Annotated in this window: 20 protein-coding genes; 8 read left to right on the forward strand and 12 right to left on the reverse strand. The window is 31.0% G+C overall.

Annotation, left to right across the window (positions count from 1 at the left end; translation table 11 throughout):
* Positions 1-11: 11 nt before the first annotated feature.
* Positions 12-305, forward strand: coding sequence for a hypothetical protein (locus tag Q7I96_08345; GenBank protein MDO9627615.1), 294 nt, complete (start codon positions 12-14; stop codon positions 303-305).
* 48 nt (positions 306-353) lie between these two features.
* Here Q7I96_08345 and Q7I96_08350 read toward each other — a convergent pair whose 3' ends face one another.
* The 4 genes from Q7I96_08350 to Q7I96_08365 all read right to left on the reverse strand — a co-directional run bounded on the left by Q7I96_08350 (position 354) and on the right by Q7I96_08365 (position 4,053).
* Positions 354-1,751, reverse strand: a complete 1,398-nt coding sequence (locus tag Q7I96_08350; protein MDO9627616.1) for an MFS transporter — start codon at positions 1,749-1,751, stop codon at positions 354-356.
* A gap of 125 nt (positions 1,752-1,876) precedes the next feature.
* Positions 1,877-2,656 (reverse strand): DNA-formamidopyrimidine glycosylase family protein, encoded by a 780-nt coding sequence (locus tag Q7I96_08355; protein ID MDO9627617.1) that lies wholly within the window; start codon positions 2,654-2,656, stop codon positions 1,877-1,879.
* 73 nt (positions 2,657-2,729) lie between these two features.
* Positions 2,730-3,137, reverse strand: a complete 408-nt coding sequence (locus Q7I96_08360; protein MDO9627618.1) for a ferritin-like domain-containing protein — start codon at positions 3,135-3,137, stop codon at positions 2,730-2,732.
* A gap of 151 nt (positions 3,138-3,288) precedes the next feature.
* Positions 3,289-4,053 carry a hypothetical protein gene (locus Q7I96_08365; protein MDO9627619.1) on the reverse strand — a complete coding sequence of 255 codons (765 nt, stop codon included), beginning with the start codon at positions 4,051-4,053 and terminating at the stop codon, positions 3,289-3,291.
* Between the two features lie 193 nt (positions 4,054-4,246).
* Here Q7I96_08365 and Q7I96_08370 point away from each other — a divergent pair, with 193 nt between their 5' ends.
* Positions 4,247-4,813, forward strand: a complete 567-nt coding sequence (locus Q7I96_08370) for a M48 family metallopeptidase (GenBank protein MDO9627620.1) — start codon at positions 4,247-4,249, stop codon at positions 4,811-4,813.
* Positions 4,814-4,957: 144 nt separating this feature from the next.
* On the opposite strand, the gene nadA is transcribed toward Q7I96_08370, so the two are convergent.
* From nadA to rnz, 5 genes are all read right to left on the reverse strand, one after another.
* A complete protein-coding gene (gene nadA / locus Q7I96_08375; protein ID MDO9627621.1) occupies positions 4,958-5,875 on the reverse strand; it encodes a quinolinate synthase NadA in 918 nt (305 codons plus the stop codon).
* 421 nt (positions 5,876-6,296) lie between these two features.
* Positions 6,297-7,532 (reverse strand): roadblock/LC7 domain-containing protein, encoded by a 1,236-nt coding sequence (locus Q7I96_08380; GenBank protein MDO9627622.1) that lies wholly within the window; start codon positions 7,530-7,532, stop codon positions 6,297-6,299.
* 228 nt (positions 7,533-7,760) lie between these two features.
* Positions 7,761-8,360, reverse strand: a complete 600-nt coding sequence (locus Q7I96_08385) for a sortase (GenBank protein MDO9627623.1) — start codon at positions 8,358-8,360, stop codon at positions 7,761-7,763.
* On the reverse strand, positions 8,353-9,093 hold the full coding sequence (locus tag Q7I96_08390; GenBank protein MDO9627624.1) for a mechanosensitive ion channel family protein: 741 nt from the start codon (positions 9,091-9,093) through the stop codon (positions 8,353-8,355). The genes Q7I96_08385 and Q7I96_08390 overlap by 8 nt, the downstream gene beginning before the upstream one ends.
* Positions 9,083-9,991, reverse strand: a complete 909-nt coding sequence (gene rnz, locus Q7I96_08395) for a ribonuclease Z (protein ID MDO9627625.1) — start codon at positions 9,989-9,991, stop codon at positions 9,083-9,085. The genes Q7I96_08390 and rnz overlap by 11 nt, the downstream gene beginning before the upstream one ends.
* Positions 9,992-10,314: 323 nt before the next feature.
* On the opposite strand from rnz, the gene nadC reads away from it, so the two are divergent.
* Both nadC and Q7I96_08405 read left to right on the forward strand, forming a co-directional pair.
* Positions 10,315-11,157: a carboxylating nicotinate-nucleotide diphosphorylase gene (gene nadC, locus Q7I96_08400; protein ID MDO9627626.1), complete on the forward strand. Its 843-nt coding sequence runs from the start codon at positions 10,315-10,317 to the stop codon at positions 11,155-11,157.
* A gap of 348 nt (positions 11,158-11,505) precedes the next feature.
* Positions 11,506-12,072: a hypothetical protein gene (locus Q7I96_08405; GenBank protein ID MDO9627627.1), complete on the forward strand. Its 567-nt coding sequence runs from the start codon at positions 11,506-11,508 to the stop codon at positions 12,070-12,072.
* A gap of 127 nt (positions 12,073-12,199) precedes the next feature.
* Here Q7I96_08405 and Q7I96_08410 read toward each other — a convergent pair whose 3' ends face one another.
* The 3 genes from Q7I96_08410 to Q7I96_08420 form a co-directional block, all read right to left on the reverse strand.
* Entirely contained in the window at positions 12,200-12,778 is a 579-nt protein-coding gene (locus Q7I96_08410) for a ZPR1 zinc finger domain-containing protein (protein MDO9627628.1), read from the reverse strand.
* Between the two features lie 96 nt (positions 12,779-12,874).
* A complete protein-coding gene (locus tag Q7I96_08415) occupies positions 12,875-13,870 on the reverse strand; it encodes a 3H domain-containing protein (GenBank protein MDO9627629.1) in 996 nt (331 codons plus the stop codon).
* 199 nt (positions 13,871-14,069) lie between these two features.
* Positions 14,070-14,417 (reverse strand): roadblock/LC7 domain-containing protein, encoded by a 348-nt coding sequence (locus tag Q7I96_08420; GenBank protein ID MDO9627630.1) that lies wholly within the window; start codon positions 14,415-14,417, stop codon positions 14,070-14,072.
* A gap of 135 nt (positions 14,418-14,552) precedes the next feature.
* Here Q7I96_08420 and Q7I96_08425 point away from each other — a divergent pair, with 135 nt between their 5' ends.
* From Q7I96_08425 to minD, 4 genes are all read left to right on the forward strand, one after another.
* Positions 14,553-15,608, forward strand: coding sequence for a DUF1611 domain-containing protein (locus Q7I96_08425; GenBank protein MDO9627631.1), 1,056 nt, complete (start codon positions 14,553-14,555; stop codon positions 15,606-15,608).
* Positions 15,605-15,964 carry a cell division protein SepF gene (sepF, locus tag Q7I96_08430; GenBank protein MDO9627632.1) on the forward strand — a complete coding sequence of 120 codons (360 nt, stop codon included), beginning with the start codon at positions 15,605-15,607 and terminating at the stop codon, positions 15,962-15,964. Before Q7I96_08425 ends, sepF begins: the two co-directional genes overlap by 4 nt.
* Before the next feature lie 107 nt (positions 15,965-16,071).
* Positions 16,072-17,094: a DUF2226 domain-containing protein gene (locus tag Q7I96_08435; GenBank protein MDO9627633.1), complete on the forward strand. Its 1,023-nt coding sequence runs from the start codon at positions 16,072-16,074 to the stop codon at positions 17,092-17,094.
* 241 nt (positions 17,095-17,335) lie between these two features.
* Positions 17,336-18,115: a cell division ATPase MinD gene (gene minD / locus Q7I96_08440; GenBank protein MDO9627634.1), complete on the forward strand. Its 780-nt coding sequence runs from the start codon at positions 17,336-17,338 to the stop codon at positions 18,113-18,115.
* Positions 18,116-18,141 lie beyond the last annotated feature (26 nt).

Here is an 18,141-nt window from a genome sequence, read left to right on the forward strand (position 1 = left end):
AGGGTTTTAATATGCTGGTAAAAGTAGTTGATTATGGCAAAAAAGAATCTGATGACGAAAATCTAGAAGAGTTAAATTACGTAAAATATAAGGTCAGTGGATTGGATGATGATTCTCAGAAGAAATTGATTGAGAATCTGGATGAAGAAACAGAGATAGTTTCGGGTTATCTAATGATAATGGTTTATTATAAAAAAGAATATTTCCCCTTTGGATCTAATGATGCAGCTATTAAACCAGAAGATTTTATTGCTCGAGATGAGATTGAAATGACTGTTTTCTTGTCGGCAGTTCTGGAAGAATAACTTGATAATCTTTTTTTAACAATGTCTCTATTTATTTAATTCTTTTTTCTAATTATATTGTTTATCCGGCCTCTTTTTTAAAACCAGTAAAAATATTAAAATAGTCCCTATAATGCTTAGAATAAAGAATATGGAAAATGTAATCTTTTGGCTGGATATAAATGCTGCAAATTGGGATGGAATAACTTCTAATCCTCCCAAGGTCCCGGAAAATATTAAAAGCAAAATACCTAAACTTAAAAGCTGACCAGTAAAAATCACTGTGGACATGACTGCTGATGCGGAACCATAAAACTCGCGATCAATGGAACTCATAAAGATATTGGTGTTTGGGGAAGAAAATAATGCATTTCCCAGACCTAAAATTATTGATAAAGCAATTATATATGTCATGCTGGTTTCAAATCCAATAAAAATTGCTAATAATAGTCCAATGCAGGATAATATTATGCCGACTAATGCAATGGGGGCACCATAGATTCTATCAGAAAGCCTACCTGCAAATGGTGATACTAATGCCACAGTGAGTGGCTGAATGACTAGCAATATTCCTACAACCACGGGACTCAAAGATTGGACGTATTGCAGATAAAGGCTTATTAAAGTCCAGATAGCTGAAGTTGAAGTTATCATTAAAAGAGTAGATGCACTAGAAATAGCTGGAACAACTTTTTTAAATATTCTGGGATTAATAATCGGTTTTGGTGTTTTTAACTCTAAAATTATAAATCCTACTAACAATAAAAGTCCTAAAATTACTAATAACTGTCCATAAGTACTAAATATGTTGGTAAAACCATATAAAAGAATTATTATGGTGGGCACATAAACCAAGGTCCCCTTTAAATCAAAACTTTCTCCTTTAGAACCTATCCAATCGGTTTTTATTTTTAAAAAGATTAAAACAAGGATTATCAAACCAACAGGTATATTAAATAAAAATATACTTCTCCAACCAAAGGTCTGGGTTAAAAAACCACCTAATAATGGCCCGGTCAGAAGTCCAATATAAACTGAGGTCACATAAATTCCAAAATACTCTCCCCGAGACCCCAGGGGAAATACTGAGCTTAGTATGGCCACCCCCGTACCGAATATCATAGAACAACCCACACCTTGCATGAAACTGAATACTATCAAATAATTTGCTGATGGGGAGAAAAAAGCCATAAATGAGGCAAATGTAAATAAACCAACACCCAAGGTGAAAATCTTTTTTCTCCCATAAATATCTCCTAAACGCCCAAAAGGCAGTATTAATGCAGCATTGGCTAATATGAATGCGGTGGGTATCCATCCTAAAATAACCAAGTCTAATGAGAATTCTCGCCCAATGGATGGGAGAGAAACATTTAATGCCGCACCCATATATGGTATTAGGAAAGCTCCCATAACAACAACTGCTAAGACATAGAAAGAGCTTTTCTGATCAAGTATTTTTGCCATAACAACACTTTTAAATATTTTTTTAAATAATTCATTAATTATTATTTAATTTGGTTAATATGAAATTCAGATCAGTCCTGTTTATCATATTTCCATGATAATAATACTTATTAATTATAATTATATCATAATTTCTGTTTGTTTGGACAGTAATAGGTGGTACGGCCTCCAACCTTTATTATATCTAATTTCTCACCATTAGGACATTCTCCTTTAGGGTATCGATGGGCCAATAGGAAATTTTCAGGAAAATTGCGGGGACTATCATTAACTTCTATGGCCTTTTTTAGAACCCAGACCATATTATCATATAATTTATTCTGCTCATCATTTTCTATCTGATCGGCCTTTTTTAAAGGATGTATTCCGCTTTGAAATAATATTTCATCAGCATATAGGTTCCCTATCCCTGCTAAAAATTGCTGATTAATTAAAAGAGGTTTTATATGCCCACTTCTTCTTTTAAACAATTTTTTAAATGATGATAAACTTATTTCTAATGCATCAGGCCCTAAATTCTTTTTATTAATAAAATCAGAGATATTTTCACTAATACTAATTTTACCGAATTTTCTTGAATCATCAAAATCTAAGACATTACCATTTTTAAATAAAAATGAAATTCTGCTATGGGGATTGATTCCTTCATTTTTTGGATGATATTTAAAAAAACCAGTCATACCAAAATGAAAAATCAGGAATTTATTATCTGAAGTTGATGCAAAGAGATATTTTCCATATCTTGAACTGGAAACAAAATATCTATTTACCAATTCTTTTATATTATTTTCAGATATATCAAAAAGTATTTCGGGGTTATTGATATTAATTTCTTTTATTTCCTGATTCAAGGATGTTGAATCAAAATATTGCTTGAATATTTCTAAACTTGGTAGTTCTGGCATATTTGGCCTCGCAAATAAGGAAATAATTTAGTTAAAATAAAAATGAAATAGTATAATAGAAAATTAAGGATTTTTAACCAATATTTTTTAAATGTTCATTGAATTCTTTTCGGTGACGTTTTTCTTCATCTATAATATGTTTTAAAACACCAACTACTTCTTCATCATCAATTATTTCAACTTGCCTTTGGTATTCATCGATGCCTTCGGTTTCTTTTTCAATTTGAAGTTTTAGTTGAGTTATTAAATCATCAGAACTGAAATCTAATTCTCTATGTTCCATAGTTGGTTTGCCTCCCCTTTTAACTATTAAATCGGCTAACCACCACATATGTCTCATTTCATCTACAGATATGGCCTCTGTAAGTCGGCTGACTTCACAATCTTTAATAATAAATGAATTATAGGCATAAACCATGGTAGCTTCCAGTTCATGAACAAAATCAATGTTTAAAAGCTTTATTATTTCTTCATTATCCATTAAATTTCCTCCATAGTACGTTATAATCATATTCTTAACGTATGTTTGATTATTACTCAATCAAACTAAATTTATTAATCTAATAAAAATATTTACTGAGTTATAATATTATTATGGAATAATCAATTTAATTAAGCTATACTTTAATGAACTAAATTTTATAAACACGTAAAAATTCTTCTAAATCTTCAACTTCTCCAAATTTAAGCGTATTTATGGCCTTTTGGCATATCTGCAGGCTCTCCATATCATTATTGTTCAAAATATTTTTTTCAAGGAGTTTTTTAATCAAAAAATCAAGAGTATTATCATTTTTTATCAAATCTTTTTTCAAGGCTTCTAATTCTGGATTGATGGGTGAGTAACTTTTAAATGTGTCATAAATATCTTCATATAACAATAATGCACATTTAATCACATCTTCATTTCTAGACCATATGATTCTTTCAAAACGCATATCCTTTGTTTCTTTAGAAATACCACTTCTAATAACCTTAAAATATCCTTTTTGATAGTATAATTCTTCAATCTTTTTCCAGGCATCTAGTTTTAGTTCAGCTATGGCCTTTATAATCAGAGAATCGCCTTTTGAACCATCTATTTTTTCATTATAATCTTTTGGTTTAATATTTAAATTGTTTAATTCCAGATAATCTATTTTAAGATCTTCAATTTCTTCTATTTCTAGCATATATCGAATTACTGGATTTCCTTCAGTATAATAATATGAAGAATTTTTAACTATCCATGGCTTTCTGTTTTCTTTGGAAAAAATTGTTTCTGGAACTTTCTTTTGATTATAAACCTGAAAATGTATTTTTAGTTTTTCTAGTGTCCTTCCAGTATGTTTTGACTTAATTTTTTGCCTTTTTTCAACTTCTGCTTTAACTTCATGTTTCCCAATCATGAAAAGCATTAAAAAACCCCCTATGATAAATACCGAATAAACAATATAAATTATTATATAGATACTATTTTATTTTTCAAGACAAATAAATTTTATTAGAAAAGTTGCAATTTTCCTTGAATTTGCTTCTTAAAGCCAGTATTTTTGATTATTAAATTTATTAATTGAGATCAACTAAATTATAACACTAAAAAGGATTCAAATGAGCGAAAATATTTTAATTGAGAATATGGAGATTGAATACACTATTATTCGTAGAAAAATTAAAAACCCGCGTATGGAATTTAAAACGGGAAGCTTAGTTTTAATTTTACCAAAAAACTATAAAGATCACAAAAAACTTATTGAAAAGCATAAAAATTGGATTTATAATAAGTTAGATCTAATTGAAAAGTCAAAGACTTGTTATTTAAACATGAATCGGAGTGAAAATGATCTAAAAACTGAAATTCACCTTTGGGTAGAATATTATTCTGGGATCATGGAACTAAATCCCGGAAATATTTCTTTTCGCCAAATGAAAAAAAGATGGGGGAGCTGTGATGGCAAAAGAAACCTTAAATTTAATACTAGGCTGAGATATCTTCCGGGGGATCTTATAGAGTATATAGTTTTTCACGAATTAAGCCATTTGCTTGAATTTGGTCATAATAAGGATTTTTGGCAAATAATCCATCTTAAATTTCCAGATTATAAGAAAAAAGACCAGAAACTTTCTATGTACTGGTTTGCAATCATGGCCCACACAAATAACTTCAAAAATCCTTAATTTTTTTTCTTAATAGTATGCTAATTTCATATTAATTTAATATAATGATAAAAATAAATTATTAATGTAAGAATTATTAGGTAAATTTTAAGAATAATTAAAGAAATTATTTAATTATTCTTACATAATTAATTAAATTCCCTATTATCCAGAGAGTTCTAACATTTTTTCCACAGCCTTCAAGGCCTTAGAAGCAATATCTTCCGGAACACTAACTATAAATTCTTCATTTAAAAGAGAATTTTTTACTTTTTCCAGGCTATGAAGTTTCATATTTTCACAAATGGCCTCGTCAAAAGCAGGTATTGGGTTCTTTTTCGGATTTTCTCTTTTGATTCGGGTACTCATATCTACTTCAGTCCCGATTATAAATGTGTCCTTAGAAGATTCTTGAACCTGTTTTAACATCCCACCGGTACTTAAAACATGGTCTCCAACTTCTTGAACTTCAGGATCGCACTCTGGATGCACCAGAACTTCAGCATCAGGATATTTTTCCTTCATGATTAAAATATCGGCTGGATTGAACATTTTGTGGACGTAGCAATGTCCCTTTTCGGGTATGGGGATTATTTCTTTATCCGTATGCTGAGATACAAACCATGCCAGATTTCTATCAGGTCCAAATAAAATGGTGTCTTCTTTTAGACTTTCCACTACTTTAAGTGCATTGGCAGAGGTACAAAGAACATCGGCCTCAGCTTTAGCTTCTGCTAGTGTATTGACATAGAGAACAACTGCAGCATCTGGATAAACTTTTTTAGCTTTCTTAACTTCTTCTGCAGGGAGCATATGGGCCATGGGACATTCTGCATCTGCATCAGGTATCACAATTTTTTTATCTGGGTTCAGAATAAATGCCGTTTCCGCCATAAAATCTACTCCACAGAAAACCACAAGGTCTTTATCTTTTATTTTGGAGGCCTTTATACAAAGTTCCAGGGAATCACCAATAAAATCAGCAATTTCTTGTATTTCTCCGGGTTGGTAATTGTGGGATAATATGATTGCGTTTTTTTCTTTTTTAAGTTTTATAATCTCTTTCTGTAGTTGATTAATCATTTTATCGCCTTATACGATTTGAAAGATAATAAGCTCAGTATTAATGAGTTGAAGATAAATTAACAGAGTATTAAGATTTATATATTCCTATATTATTCACGATATCAATAAAATTGTCAAGATCTTCATCTAAAATCATTTAATAATCGTGGATTATTGATTTATAATAGTATTAGGTCATTAATAATTTTAATTTATATTAATATAGATTAAATAATGATTTTATTATAATTAGGCTAGAACACATATAAAAATCTTTCAAGTTTTTTTATTTGGCTAAATTAGATTAATAGATTAAATTAAAAGTAAAATAAAAATATTATAATAATTTTAATTTAAAGAATTATTAAACATATATAAAAAAAAATGAAATTATTTTTTTACTTTTTTATTTCTTATTTTTTTATATTTTTAGAGATATTTAAGAAACTAAAAGTTTTCTAAGCTCTGGATGTATTTTTTCTTTTATTCCCAGCTCTTCCATAGCGGGGCCAAAAGAATCATATATCTTTTTGAATTCTTGCCTAATCATTCCCCTAAATGCATCATATCCCATTACTCTGCCGTATTTGTCGGTAATGGAAGATATTATAATGGTGAAATCATCAATTGTTTTTTCACTTCGCTCTTCTAATGGGAATTTTTCGAGGTTTTTCCGGATTATATCGAACTGTAGTGCCGAATTACTTCTCACATCCACACCATCTAATAATTCAGGACAATCATCATAGGGAATTGAATTTTTAAGCATTCCTCTGGCTGGTGCAGTTCCCATAATTTTGCTGGCCCCAATGGACATGGCCAGAAGTACGGATTCATAAATATCCGTAATTAATCTGGACTTTTCTTCTAGATTTTCAGGAACAGAAACGCTTTCAGGCAGTGGGGGGAATGATAATGGTGGTCTTATAACTGGTATTTCCATTTTTTGAGGTTTCAAATCCTCTGATTCTTTAGATGGGCCTTTAATATCTAATTTTTTAACAACATCTATTTCTGGAGGTTTTTTAATTTCTTCAGATGATTCAAAAGATTTTTGTGAGGATAATATTTCTGTATCCGTTTGATCTTTTAAATAATCTGCTGTAGCTTGTGAAGGACTTTTTGATACTTTAGATTCATTGCTAGCTTCAATAATCTCTCGTTCCACTTCTTTAACTGGTGGAACTGTTATCTCTTCTTCTACTTTTAATTCTTTAGACGGTTTGGACTCTGCTTTTAAATCGACTTTAACCTCAGCAACAGGTTCTGGAATAGGCTCAATTTCTACATAATCGGATATGTCCCTTATTTCTTTCATTTCTTTTATTAAATTAGCTGATTTTTTAGAAGAAAGAATAACCATCCCAATATTTGCTTTAATATTCGTTAAAACTACTAAATGAGCTTTTCTGAGGCTTAAAAAAAGTGCTTTTCCTCTAACAGATTCAACAAGAACTCTTTCAATTTGACCTTCTTTACTTAAATCGAGTAGCTTTTCTGAGGAACTGCTAATGATATTGGCCATAGATCCAAAAAGATCCACATCCTTGTATGAAAGGTTGCTGTATAAAATCTCTCCCTGATTGTCTACAACTAATGTCCCATCTACTCCAGTGATACTATTTACACTAGCTAAGGCTTTTTCTAACTTTGATTTGAGTTCGGAATCTTTCATGGGGATACCTGCCCTAAATAATCCTTTATAATATTTATAATAATTTTAATATAATCTTTATTTAATACTAGCTAATTCCTAACATTAATTACTATATTTATTCTCTTAACTTATAGTATAATAAATATATATCCTTGGCTATAAATTTTTATAATATTATAGATTATGTTATTGTTAATACCAAAATTGTAATAAAAGATTAATTTAAATAAAAAATAGAAATTTTACTTAGATATTTTCGGTTGAAACAAGTTTGCAATGCGTAATCCATGCCGCACTCTTTTTTCCTGGAGGATAACAAGTAATTAACATTAAACGGGCTTCTCCACTTTGGGCGAATTTTATAGGGTTTGTTTTATAATCCCATCGAATATCCTTTCCATTGGAACTTACTTTATATATGTATTTTTTTGAAAGAATCAGATCTTCTATTATAACTTGATCTCCTACTTTTAAAGTCCCTAATTTTTTAAATGGACCAGAATATGTAGTTCTATGTCCTAATAGTCCACATTGGCCAGGTTTTCCAGGGGAAACACTTTCACTATAATGATAAACCGAGTTATATGCATTTACAGTATCAGAACGAATCCAACAATTTAGGCCTATTTTAGGAATAATTAATTTGGCTGTATTGGAGGCATAAACACTGTTTGTAGAACTAGTATCTGGATCTAGAAGGTTTTTAGGCGCGGTTTTATAATGCTCTAAAGCGGCCTGGGAATCTTTCATTTTCTGAAATTCATAATATCCAATTATTCCAATACCTGAAGAAATAACAATACAAACAGCAATTATAGCTACAGAATAAGTTTTATATTTATTCATTTTCCCTAACCAAAATTTTTTTGAGCTCTTCAGCCATTAATGATCTGTAATGGGTCATTTGTTTTGGATTAGATGTCCATGCAGTAATTTTTGCTTTAACACCCACATCTGAAAGTTCTAATAACATTACTTTGGGTTTAGGACTCTTATTCACCCAATCAAATTCTTCCAGGATTTTTTCAATATCAATAGTTAATTCTTCTAAATCAAATTTGTAGGGGATTGTAATTCCTAAATCGACTCTTCTCCGATCCATATATGTATAATTGGAGTATGGACTGGTTGAAAAAGCTGAATTAGGTATGGTAATCACACTGTTATCTGGAGTAGTTATGGTGGTCACTCTAAAACCCACTTTGGTAACCTTTCCCTTTTGATTGGAAACGGCAATTGTATCTCCTACTTTAAAACTCTTATCTGCCAGTATAAACATTCCTGATATGAAATTGGCAATTATGTCTCTGGAAGCAAACCCAACGGCCACACCAACTATCCCTAAACTGACAGCAATGCCAGTAATATCTATTCCCAGCTCTTTTAATATTAAACTAATGGCAATGACGTAAATACTGTAGTTTATAATTTCTTGAAGAACTTGAATTACAGTAATATCAATATCCCATCTTTGGAATGTTTTTTTAAGGAAGTAAGTTACCCATTTAGTTATTATAATCGTGGCTATGATTGTAAAGAGAATCATAACTATATCTTTAAGGTAAGGATTAATTTCCATGGGAGTTCACCTTTAATACCATAAAATCTTTGGATATGACTGTATTTTCAAATATTTTTTGAGCAGATTTTTTAAGATGATTGGATTGTTTATATCTGGTACTTATATGGGTTAAAATTAATTTTTTTACTTCAGCTTTTTTAGCTACTTCAGCGGCTTCTTTGGCGGTAGAATGCCAGTTTTCAATAGCTTTGTTTTGATCTTCATCACCAAATGTGGATTCATGGATTAAAATATCTGCACCTTTGGCAAGCTCAACTAAAGCATCACAGGGCCTTGTATCTCCAGAATATACAACTTTAATACCACTTCTACTTTTTCCAAGCACTTGCTCAGGATTAATGGTTTTATTTCCTATTTTCACTGGAATTCCACCATGTAATTTGCTAAAATCGGGGCCGGGTTCTATTCCTAGCTCAATAGCTTTATCTTTTAAAAATTTAGGCTTCTTTTTTTCAATAATGGAATAAGAAAAATTAGGGACATTATGTTGAGTTTGAATGCATTCAATTTTATATTCTGGATGGTCTATTACAATTCCATCTTCCACTTCATTAAACGTTATTTCAAAGTTCAGGGAGAAATAACCAAAGTTCATTATCGCTTCTTTTATATTTTGAATTCCTGGAGGCCCATAAATATCCAGGGATTCTGTTCTACCTCTAAATCCCATTGATTGAATAATTCCTGGAAGCCCTAAGATGTGATCGCCGTGTAAATGACTGATAAATATTTTTTTTATTTTCATAGGACTTAATTTGAGATGGGCCATTTGGCGCTGTGTTCCCTCACCACAGTCAAATAATAAAATTTCACCAAATGCTTTTAGGGCTATAGAAGCATGATTTCGATGTTTAGTTGGTATTGCTGATGATGTGCCCAAAAAGATGATTTCCATTTGTATCACTGATTATTAAAATTATCAAAATTATTTATTTCAATTTATTTCAATCGTCCTTTAAACTATTGAAATCTTTTTTTTTTAAACATAATATTTTTCAAAACATAAAAATATTAGATTTAATAAAATTATCATTAACTTGTAATGACTTTGAAAATATTAGACTTATTAAACTTATTATTTAGTAAATAATATATCTAGTTATTATAATCGTTTTGTAATTGATTTATTATATTTATAAAATTCTAAAAAATTCTTTTATAATAATTTTATTTATCTTATTTGTATATTAATTATTAATATAATTCAAGGTGATGCACATGAAGAATGCCTTAAGGCATATGATAGAAGAAGATATTGGCTTTGAAGATATTACTACTAATGCTCTTATTAGTCCGGAACTTGATGCTCGTGCTGAAATTATTTCTCGAGTGGGGGGAATAATTGCTGGGGTTGATGTTGCTGAAACCATTTTTAATGAATTTGGGTTAAAATATTCTACCTACAAGTCAGATGGCAATTTAATACATTCCGGTGATGTAATAATGTTAATTGAAGGAAATGCGCGTGTTCTTTTGAGTGTAGAGCGCACGGTACTAAATTTAATGATGAGGATGAGTGGAATTGCCACCTTAACTGCAAAAATGGTTGCAAAAGCAACGGCAGTTAACAAAAATATTATTATTGCTGGAACTAGAAAAACAACTCCGGGTATTCAGTTTTTTGAGAAATCCGCCGTTAAATTTGGGGGGGGAGATCCACATCGTTTTAGATTGGATGATTGTGTCATGATAAAGGACAATCACCGGGCTATGGTAGGGGATATTGATCAGGCCATTAAAATAGTTCGAAAAAATGTTAGTTTTACTAAAAAAATTGAAGTTGAAGTTGAAACCTTGGAAGATGCGATTCTAGCTTCTAGGGCTGGCGCGGATATTATCATGCTGGATAATATGAAAACTCAAGAAATTGAAATTATCCTAGATGAATTGAATAAACTGGAGCTGCGTGAAAATGTAATCATAGAAGCTTCTGGTGGGATAAGCCCAGATAACATATCTCAATACGCAAGCACAGGGGTAGATGTAATTTCAATGGGTTTTATTACTCATTCGGCACCTTCTATTGATTTAAGTTTGGAAATTACATTTAATGATTTATGATATTATTATGATGAACAATGGCTTCAATATTTAATTTATTAGCGTTCAAATTATTACTTTATATAATTTTTTAGAAAATTTTTTCTTAGAAAATAATGTAAAATGGTTTCGTTTCATTTCATTATAATGCTTTTTCACATAATCTTTTAATAGATATAAGATGATAGTATTAAAAAAATTCAAGCTAACTTGTTAAATTTAGAATACATTTATATAGTTTGGGATTTATAATTAATATTGATACTTATAGTAATAACAAAGCAGATTTCTTGAATTTAGATTCAATTAAATTGTTTTTTAATTGGATTGAATTTAATGAATTCTAATTTATTTTTGGAGAGAAATAATATGATTGATGAGATGAATGATATGTTAAATCAAGAGTATGATATTGATGAACTAGAAGAAGAGGAAAATGGGGATTTTGAAACTTCTGAAACTTCTGAAGAAAAATCTAGAGATTCAGAAGTAACCTCTGATGATAAAGAATCCAATGATGAATTGGATGAAGAATCTGATGAATCTGTCGAGGGTTCTGAAGATGAATTGGATGAGGAATCAGAGGGCCTACCTTTTGCTAAAGCCGAAGTTGTTCGTCTCATGAAACAGCATTTGGACAACGACAAAATGATTCGTGAAAGGGTAAAGGTTGAAATGAACCGATTCTTAGGTGAAGTCCTAGAACGAGTTTGTGCTCAATTAAATGAATATCCTTACACTACTGTTGAGTACGAAATGTTAAAAGAGTCCATTTATCCTTATCAGAATATTTCTAGAATAAATCAGGAAAAAGAAAGGATTTTAATGCACTTGGATGCTATTAAAGCTGATTGTGATGCTCTGAGTATGGATGTTAGAAGTACTCTAAAATTAAAAGATGTTAATGAAGAAGACGAACATTTTAATCGGGTTTAAATAATTAAATATATTTGTTAAATCTTTTTTCTTCTTTAATCTTATTTTAACTTTTTTTAAATCTAATTTTTAAATATTATTTATTTTATAAATAAAAATATTTGGTTGATTATTTTAGGATTATTATTCAATCTACTTCGCTCTGTTCAAAAGTGGCAAAACCAGTCTTTAGATCTTTTATTTCATCTGGTTTCAATTCTCTTTTTGAAGCATTGGGGTGTGCGATGAAACTCTGACCAAAAGGATCTTCTAGGACTATTTCAACTATTTTATCTCCTGATCGAACTTTTTCCAAATTTTTAAGTATTAACTTGGCGTTTTTTTGAGATTCTTCATCATCATCAAAAAGATTGAGGGCTGTTTTAACTGCTCCTTGGAACCGTTCTATAACACCTTCTACGTTTGAGACATATCCTAAAGATTTAGGTCCAGGTTCTACTTTTAGTCCCAGTTCAGGAACACTTAAAGTTGCAGATTGAGATTTAACAACTCGGGCATTCATGCTGTCCTTTTTAACTTCTATAGAATATCGAACGGGATCCTTTTGATCCAGACATATTATGTCTGTATGACGATAACCACAGGATTCACATAATACCACAGATTCCATTATCTCTCCAAAGTAAGGGATTTCTTCTGTCCGACTAATTACTTCCATGCATTTTTCTGTATGGCATACTGGACAGTCAACTTTCATTTTTTCCAATATTTTACTCTCCTTTAGAACTTAATAGATAATTTTAAGGGGTTTATTAATTTAATTCAAGATTTATTGATATTTTTTAATTTTTTATATTAAAAATTAGGCATTGGTGTTATTTTCATCAACACCATCTTCATAGTCTTTTTGCTGTTTAAATAGCAGTCCACTTTTATCTAAATCATCCACCATTTTTTCTAAAGTCTCCATATCGGGTGCACATATTCTGTGGCTGTGAACATTGTTAGATAGTTCATAAAGCTTTTCTAGGTCTTTCTTACGTTTTGGATTTTGATTCAATTGATCAACAAATCTTTTTGCTTCTCTTGGATCATAAACATTTACTTTTCTTCTTAAAGGTTCTCCAAAGCCGGGAAGGAAGTAAGAAACATCCACTATTCTTCCACCATACTTATTTAAGACTATGTTAATTTCTTCATTTAACTTATCCACGGAATGTTTTAAAATCATTTCTTTACAAATTTCTCTTATAATGGATAACATTCTTTTAAGAGTACATTCAATGCTCTGATTATTGATTACAGGAACAACATGTTCATTAGCCTTTTCTACGAGATAATTATGGATTATTCTGTTTTCTTTGAAATATTCCAAGTGTTTTCCGCCCCGCTTTATTTTCATGGCCCTTTTTACGAATCTTTCTTTATGAACATTTTCATCAGCAGATAAAATGAAAAAGTGTATGGATGCATCATCTTTGAACTTTTCAATATTTACTAATCCTGGAACCAGGTGAACTCCTTCAATCACAACATCATCAAAATCATCCACTGCTCTTTTTATAACTTTTTCAATAGCTGGAATTACAAATGAAGCGTGTTCTTCAAAACCAGCTTTAATCAAATCTTTTTTATTATCTTTAAATTTTTCTTTATTTCTTAGGGTAGTATATGCATCAAAAGAAGATTTGTGTAGTGCAGGGGCATACTCTGGCCCTATAATTCCTCTAACAATTTCTCTAATAAAGTCAGTTTCAATAAGGTGTTTTATGCCTAACTCTTTGGCCAACTCAGAAGCTACAGTAGATTTTCCAATTCCAGAAGCACTTCCAATTAATATTACATAGGGCTTTTTCAAATTATTACTCCCCAAACTGTGATTAAAATTATTAGTATTAAATAAATAATTATTTATTACAATTACTTTAAACTTTATAATTAGTATAATTAACGATTTAAAATTAAATAAAATGAAAAATTAGCAATAAAAAAGATTCAATTAAAAATAACAAATATAATGATTTAAAATAATAATTTATTAAATAAAATATTTGTTATTATGTTAACAGATCTTTTACCCTCTCTGCACTTCTCCTCATTTCAATTCGGATAAGTCCCAGATTAATATCGACGTCAGTAATAAGAACCAAAATTCCTTCACCCGAATCGATCATCAATGTTTTTCCTCTAGTTCCTTCAATCATTACTTGTTCTAGGGGTTCATGTTTCATTTCTTCTGCAGACCGCTCTGCTGTACCAAAAACCGCAGATGACATAGCTGCAACTAATTCAGAATCTATATCTGAAGGCACCTCAGTTTCAATAATCAGACCGTCTTTTCCTACAACCAAAGAACCATTTACCCCGTTGATCCTACCTAAATCTTTAAGTATCCTCGCTATCATTCTAATGCCTCCATCACTAAATAGATTATTTTCCTTAAAGTATATATGCTTTAATCATTTATTAATATAAATAAGAATTAATAAGTAATTAAACTTTCTATTTGATTTCATTATAATTATCTAAGGAGTGATTCTTTGTACATAGTATCTTCTGTGGAAGAACTTCAAAACCTTAATCCATTCATTGTCATAGGATGCGGAGGTGGAGGAGAAAAGTTTTCTAATTTTGAAGGCGTAGAGGCAGTTGGATTTGTAGATGACAATCCTTCTAAACATGGAAAACTTTTCTGTGGATTTTCAGTCTCCTCTGACTTAATTGGCTTATTAAATGAAACAGAAGCTAAAAGCGTGGCCATAATGTTGCCTATAGGTGCTGAGGGTTCCGCATTGAAATATGCAGTTCAGGCAATAAATGAAGGAAAAAATGTGGTTACTTCATTCCGGTCTTTATCTGTGGCTGAAAATACAGCTCTTTTGAAGTTTGCTGAGCAAAAAAATGTTTTAATTAAGGAAATAAGCCCTAGATTAGATACTATAGATAACTTATTTGGTGTTGCACCATCCAAATGTTGTGAAATGCTACCTAAGATTAATTATCAACATAAAACTCCAGTAGTATATGTGGGTGGAACATCACAGGAATGTGGTAAAAGAACTACAACTCGTTTGCTTGGAAAAGCTGCTATGGATGCTGGCATGGAAGTTGGTGTAATTTCAACTGATGAAATGGGATTAGAACAACCTGTAGATCTTAATTTCCGAGCAGGGAGTTTATCCGTAATGGATATTGCTTCTTCAATCATAGGTTCAATTAAATATTTGGAAGATGAAAAAAATCCAGATATTATTTTTGTTGAAAGCCAATCCAGCTTGACTGAACTGGGTAATCCACACCCTAGGGGTTTATCGGCTTCTATTTTAATAGGTTCTTCACCAGAGGTTTCAGTTTTATGTCACCGGCCAAACCACCCTTATCGACAACCTAGGGGTGTCTTGGATGAGATAAGAGCTATTGAATCTGTAGAGCCCACAAAAGTTGTTGGAATTTCTCTTAATTTGAGGAATGTGGATGCAAAAGGACAAATTGAGAAATATGAATCGGAATATGGGCTTCCAGCTGTTGATGTAAAAAATGGTGGCTCTTCACAGTTATTAAATGTAATTATTGATTTTTTAGGGGAGATTAAATGAAGGATATGATGGATTTTGTTAAGAAAAACCTGGGCTTAGATGAGGATGAAAAAGAAAAAGAAGATCCTGATACAATAATTGTTCCTGAGCATTCATTTTATGAGATTATATTAATGAAAGCTAAGAACATGGATGATATTGACTACGCTATAAATCAGATATCTGAAGAAAAGAACCCTATTATTCTGGATATGAGTTATTTGGAAAATGAACTTCCTGAAGATTTTCAGTTAGCTGGTGAAAAGCTCAATGATCTACGTAAAAGAATTGGTGTGGAAGTTATACTTCTTTGTAAAAATGGGAAAAATGTTTTAATTATTACTCCTCCTGAAATAAAACTCATAAGGAAAGATTAAAACATGATTTTGATTATGAATGTTTAACATTCAAATTATTGATTTAAATTCTAATGGGGGGATTTATATTATTTATTTAATTCTCTCCATATATACGGGGTAGAGAAATGGAATTACCAATTACTAAACCTTCTCAGGTTTCTTATGCAGATGAGCTTGAATTTTCAGATCTTATGGAAAAAATGTATGAAAAAAGCTATGATGGTTTTATTCGTATTACTCATGGTTCTGAAGAGGGTTATATTCTTTTTGAAGATGGGCAACCAGTTGCAGCTTCTTATGATCGTTTTTTAAAAAATGAAGCTGTGATCAAAATAGAAAAAGCTATGGAAAAGAGCGATAGTTTAATTGAAGTTTTTGATTTGAAACCATCTCAAATAAGCTATTTAATGGACTTAAACAAGGCTTATAAGATTGAAAAGGAGCAACCCAGTCCAAAATTATCTTCTTCTGATATGGAAGGAGATACTAATGAAGATGATTTGGATTATGATGATGGATTATTCAATCCTAAAGAGGCCAGCTATCGTCAGCCAATTGCTAAGATTGAAGCAGAAGAAAGGGCAGAATATGACCGAAAACAAGAATTTTCTTCAAAATCTGAAAAACAAATGCCTGTTAATGAACCTTTAGTTGAGGCGGAGGTTGTTAAGGAGCCTGTTGTTGAGTCTGAACCTGAATTGGATATTGATGAAATCGAAGAAGAAGAAGCAATTCCTATTGATCGTGAAGAACTCATGAAAAAATATGGGCTAAAGGATATTCAGGAAGAAGAGGTTGATAAGGTCTTAGATACCTACAAAGGGGGAACTGTCAGCAGCAGTGACTTGGAAAAGATTGAACTGACTTTAATGAACAGAATAAAACAATCTGTCATGGCAGTACCTAAAATTAAGGGTACTGAAGTCATGGTATTCTTAGAGAACACTCGTGAATTAGGTGGTAAAATAAAAATAATATCCGAATATGAAGGAAAAGGTCTTTTTTCTAGGATCATGGGTGAATCTAAAGTTATAGAAAATCTAAAATATCAAGTTTTGGATATTGTGGAAATGGAGATACGTAAAAGTTTTAGAGAGTATCCACAAATTGTAGAGAATTTTGATATTAATATTGAAATTGTTCACTAATAATTAATAATTTAAAATACTTTTTCTATTATTTTTATATTTTAGATGATTAATTTGAATTTTTATATTTTTAATATTCATTGATTTTTTGCTTTTGCATCGTTTATTTCCAATCAATGACTTAAGTTATAGATGACTATTTAAGTATTGAGATATCTATAAATTATTATAATATCGTTATATTGATTCAAAGCTATTTGAATTCACAAATATTTATGAGAGAGTAATCAGGAGGTATTAAATGACCAGGGTTATTACTGTTGCTTCAGGTAAAGGAGGGGTTGGTAAAACAACCATCACTGCCAACCTGGGAGTTTCACTATCTACTTTTGGGGAAAGTGTAGTGGTTTTAGATGCAGATATCGCAATGGCGAATCTGGAACTTATTTTAGGTATGGAAGGAAAATCAGTAACTTTACATGAAGTACTGGCTGGTGAAGCTTCAATAGAAGATGCGATTTATGAGGGACCTAGTGGGGTTAGAGTTGTACCTGCAGGTATATCTTTAGAGGGCCTTCGAAATGTTAAATTAGACCGTTTAGAAGATGCATTATCTAGATTAATGGAAGGTACTGATATTTTATTAATTGATGCTCCCGCTGGATTGGAAAAAGATGCACTTGCAGCATTGGCTGCTGCAGATGAGCTTATATTAGTCACTACTCCTGAAGTACCGTCTATAAGTGACGCACTCAAAACTAAAATTATTGCCACAAAGCTTGGTGTGAATATCATTGGTGTTGTAATCAATCGGGAACAGCATGATAGGACCTTTTTGACTGTTGATGAGGTTGAAACAATTCTAGAAGTTCCAGTAATTGCTGTAATTCCCGATGATCACGAAGTGAGTAGGGCTGCGGCTTTTGGTGAACCAATTGTTCTTAAAAATCCAAAATCTCCTACATCTAATGCTATAATGAAATTAGCAGCAGACTTGATTGGAGAACATTACCACCCAATAGAACCAGATAAAAAAGGTGTTATTATCAAGTTAATTGATGGTTTAATGGGCAGAAGATAATTTAAATCTTTTAATCATATTATTTT

This window comes from Methanobacteriaceae archaeon, from assembly GCA_030656015.1.
GTDB lineage: Archaea > Methanobacteriota > Methanobacteria > Methanobacteriales > Methanobacteriaceae > UBA349.

Bases quoted from the DNA above. Each gene is read 5' to 3' on its own strand.
- Q7I96_08345 (MDO9627615.1), top strand. From the start codon at position 12: ATGCTGGTAAAAGTAGTTGATTATGGCAAAAAAGAATCTGATGACGAA.
- Q7I96_08350 (MDO9627616.1), bottom strand. From the start codon at position 1,751: ATGGCAAAAATACTTGATCAGAAAAGCTCTTTCTATGTCTTAGCAGTT.
- Q7I96_08355 (MDO9627617.1), bottom strand. From the start codon at position 2,656: ATGCCAGAACTACCAAGTTTAGAAATATTCAAGCAATATTTTGATTCA.
- Q7I96_08360 (MDO9627618.1), bottom strand. From the start codon at position 3,137: ATGGATAATGAAGAAATAATAAAGCTTTTAAACATTGATTTTGTTCAT.
- Q7I96_08365 (MDO9627619.1), bottom strand. From the start codon at position 4,053: ATGCTTTTCATGATTGGGAAACATGAAGTTAAAGCAGAAGTTGAAAAA.
- Q7I96_08370 (MDO9627620.1), top strand. From the start codon at position 4,247: ATGAGCGAAAATATTTTAATTGAGAATATGGAGATTGAATACACTATT.
- nadA (MDO9627621.1), bottom strand. From the start codon at position 5,875: ATGATTAATCAACTACAGAAAGAGATTATAAAACTTAAAAAAGAAAAA.
- Q7I96_08380 (MDO9627622.1), bottom strand. From the start codon at position 7,532: ATGAAAGATTCCGAACTCAAATCAAAGTTAGAAAAAGCCTTAGCTAGT.
- Q7I96_08385 (MDO9627623.1), bottom strand. From the start codon at position 8,360: ATGAATAAATATAAAACTTATTCTGTAGCTATAATTGCTGTTTGTATT.
- Q7I96_08390 (MDO9627624.1), bottom strand. From the start codon at position 9,093: ATGGAAATTAATCCTTACCTTAAAGATATAGTTATGATTCTCTTTACA.
- rnz (MDO9627625.1), bottom strand. From the start codon at position 9,991: ATGGAAATCATCTTTTTGGGCACATCATCAGCAATACCAACTAAACAT.
- nadC (MDO9627626.1), top strand. From the start codon at position 10,315: ATGAAGAATGCCTTAAGGCATATGATAGAAGAAGATATTGGCTTTGAA.
- Q7I96_08405 (MDO9627627.1), top strand. From the start codon at position 11,506: ATGATTGATGAGATGAATGATATGTTAAATCAAGAGTATGATATTGAT.
- Q7I96_08420 (MDO9627630.1), bottom strand. From the start codon at position 14,417: ATGATAGCGAGGATACTTAAAGATTTAGGTAGGATCAACGGGGTAAAT.
- sepF (MDO9627632.1), top strand. From the start codon at position 15,605: ATGAAGGATATGATGGATTTTGTTAAGAAAAACCTGGGCTTAGATGAG.
- Q7I96_08435 (MDO9627633.1), top strand. From the start codon at position 16,072: ATGGAATTACCAATTACTAAACCTTCTCAGGTTTCTTATGCAGATGAG.
- minD (MDO9627634.1), top strand. From the start codon at position 17,336: ATGACCAGGGTTATTACTGTTGCTTCAGGTAAAGGAGGGGTTGGTAAA.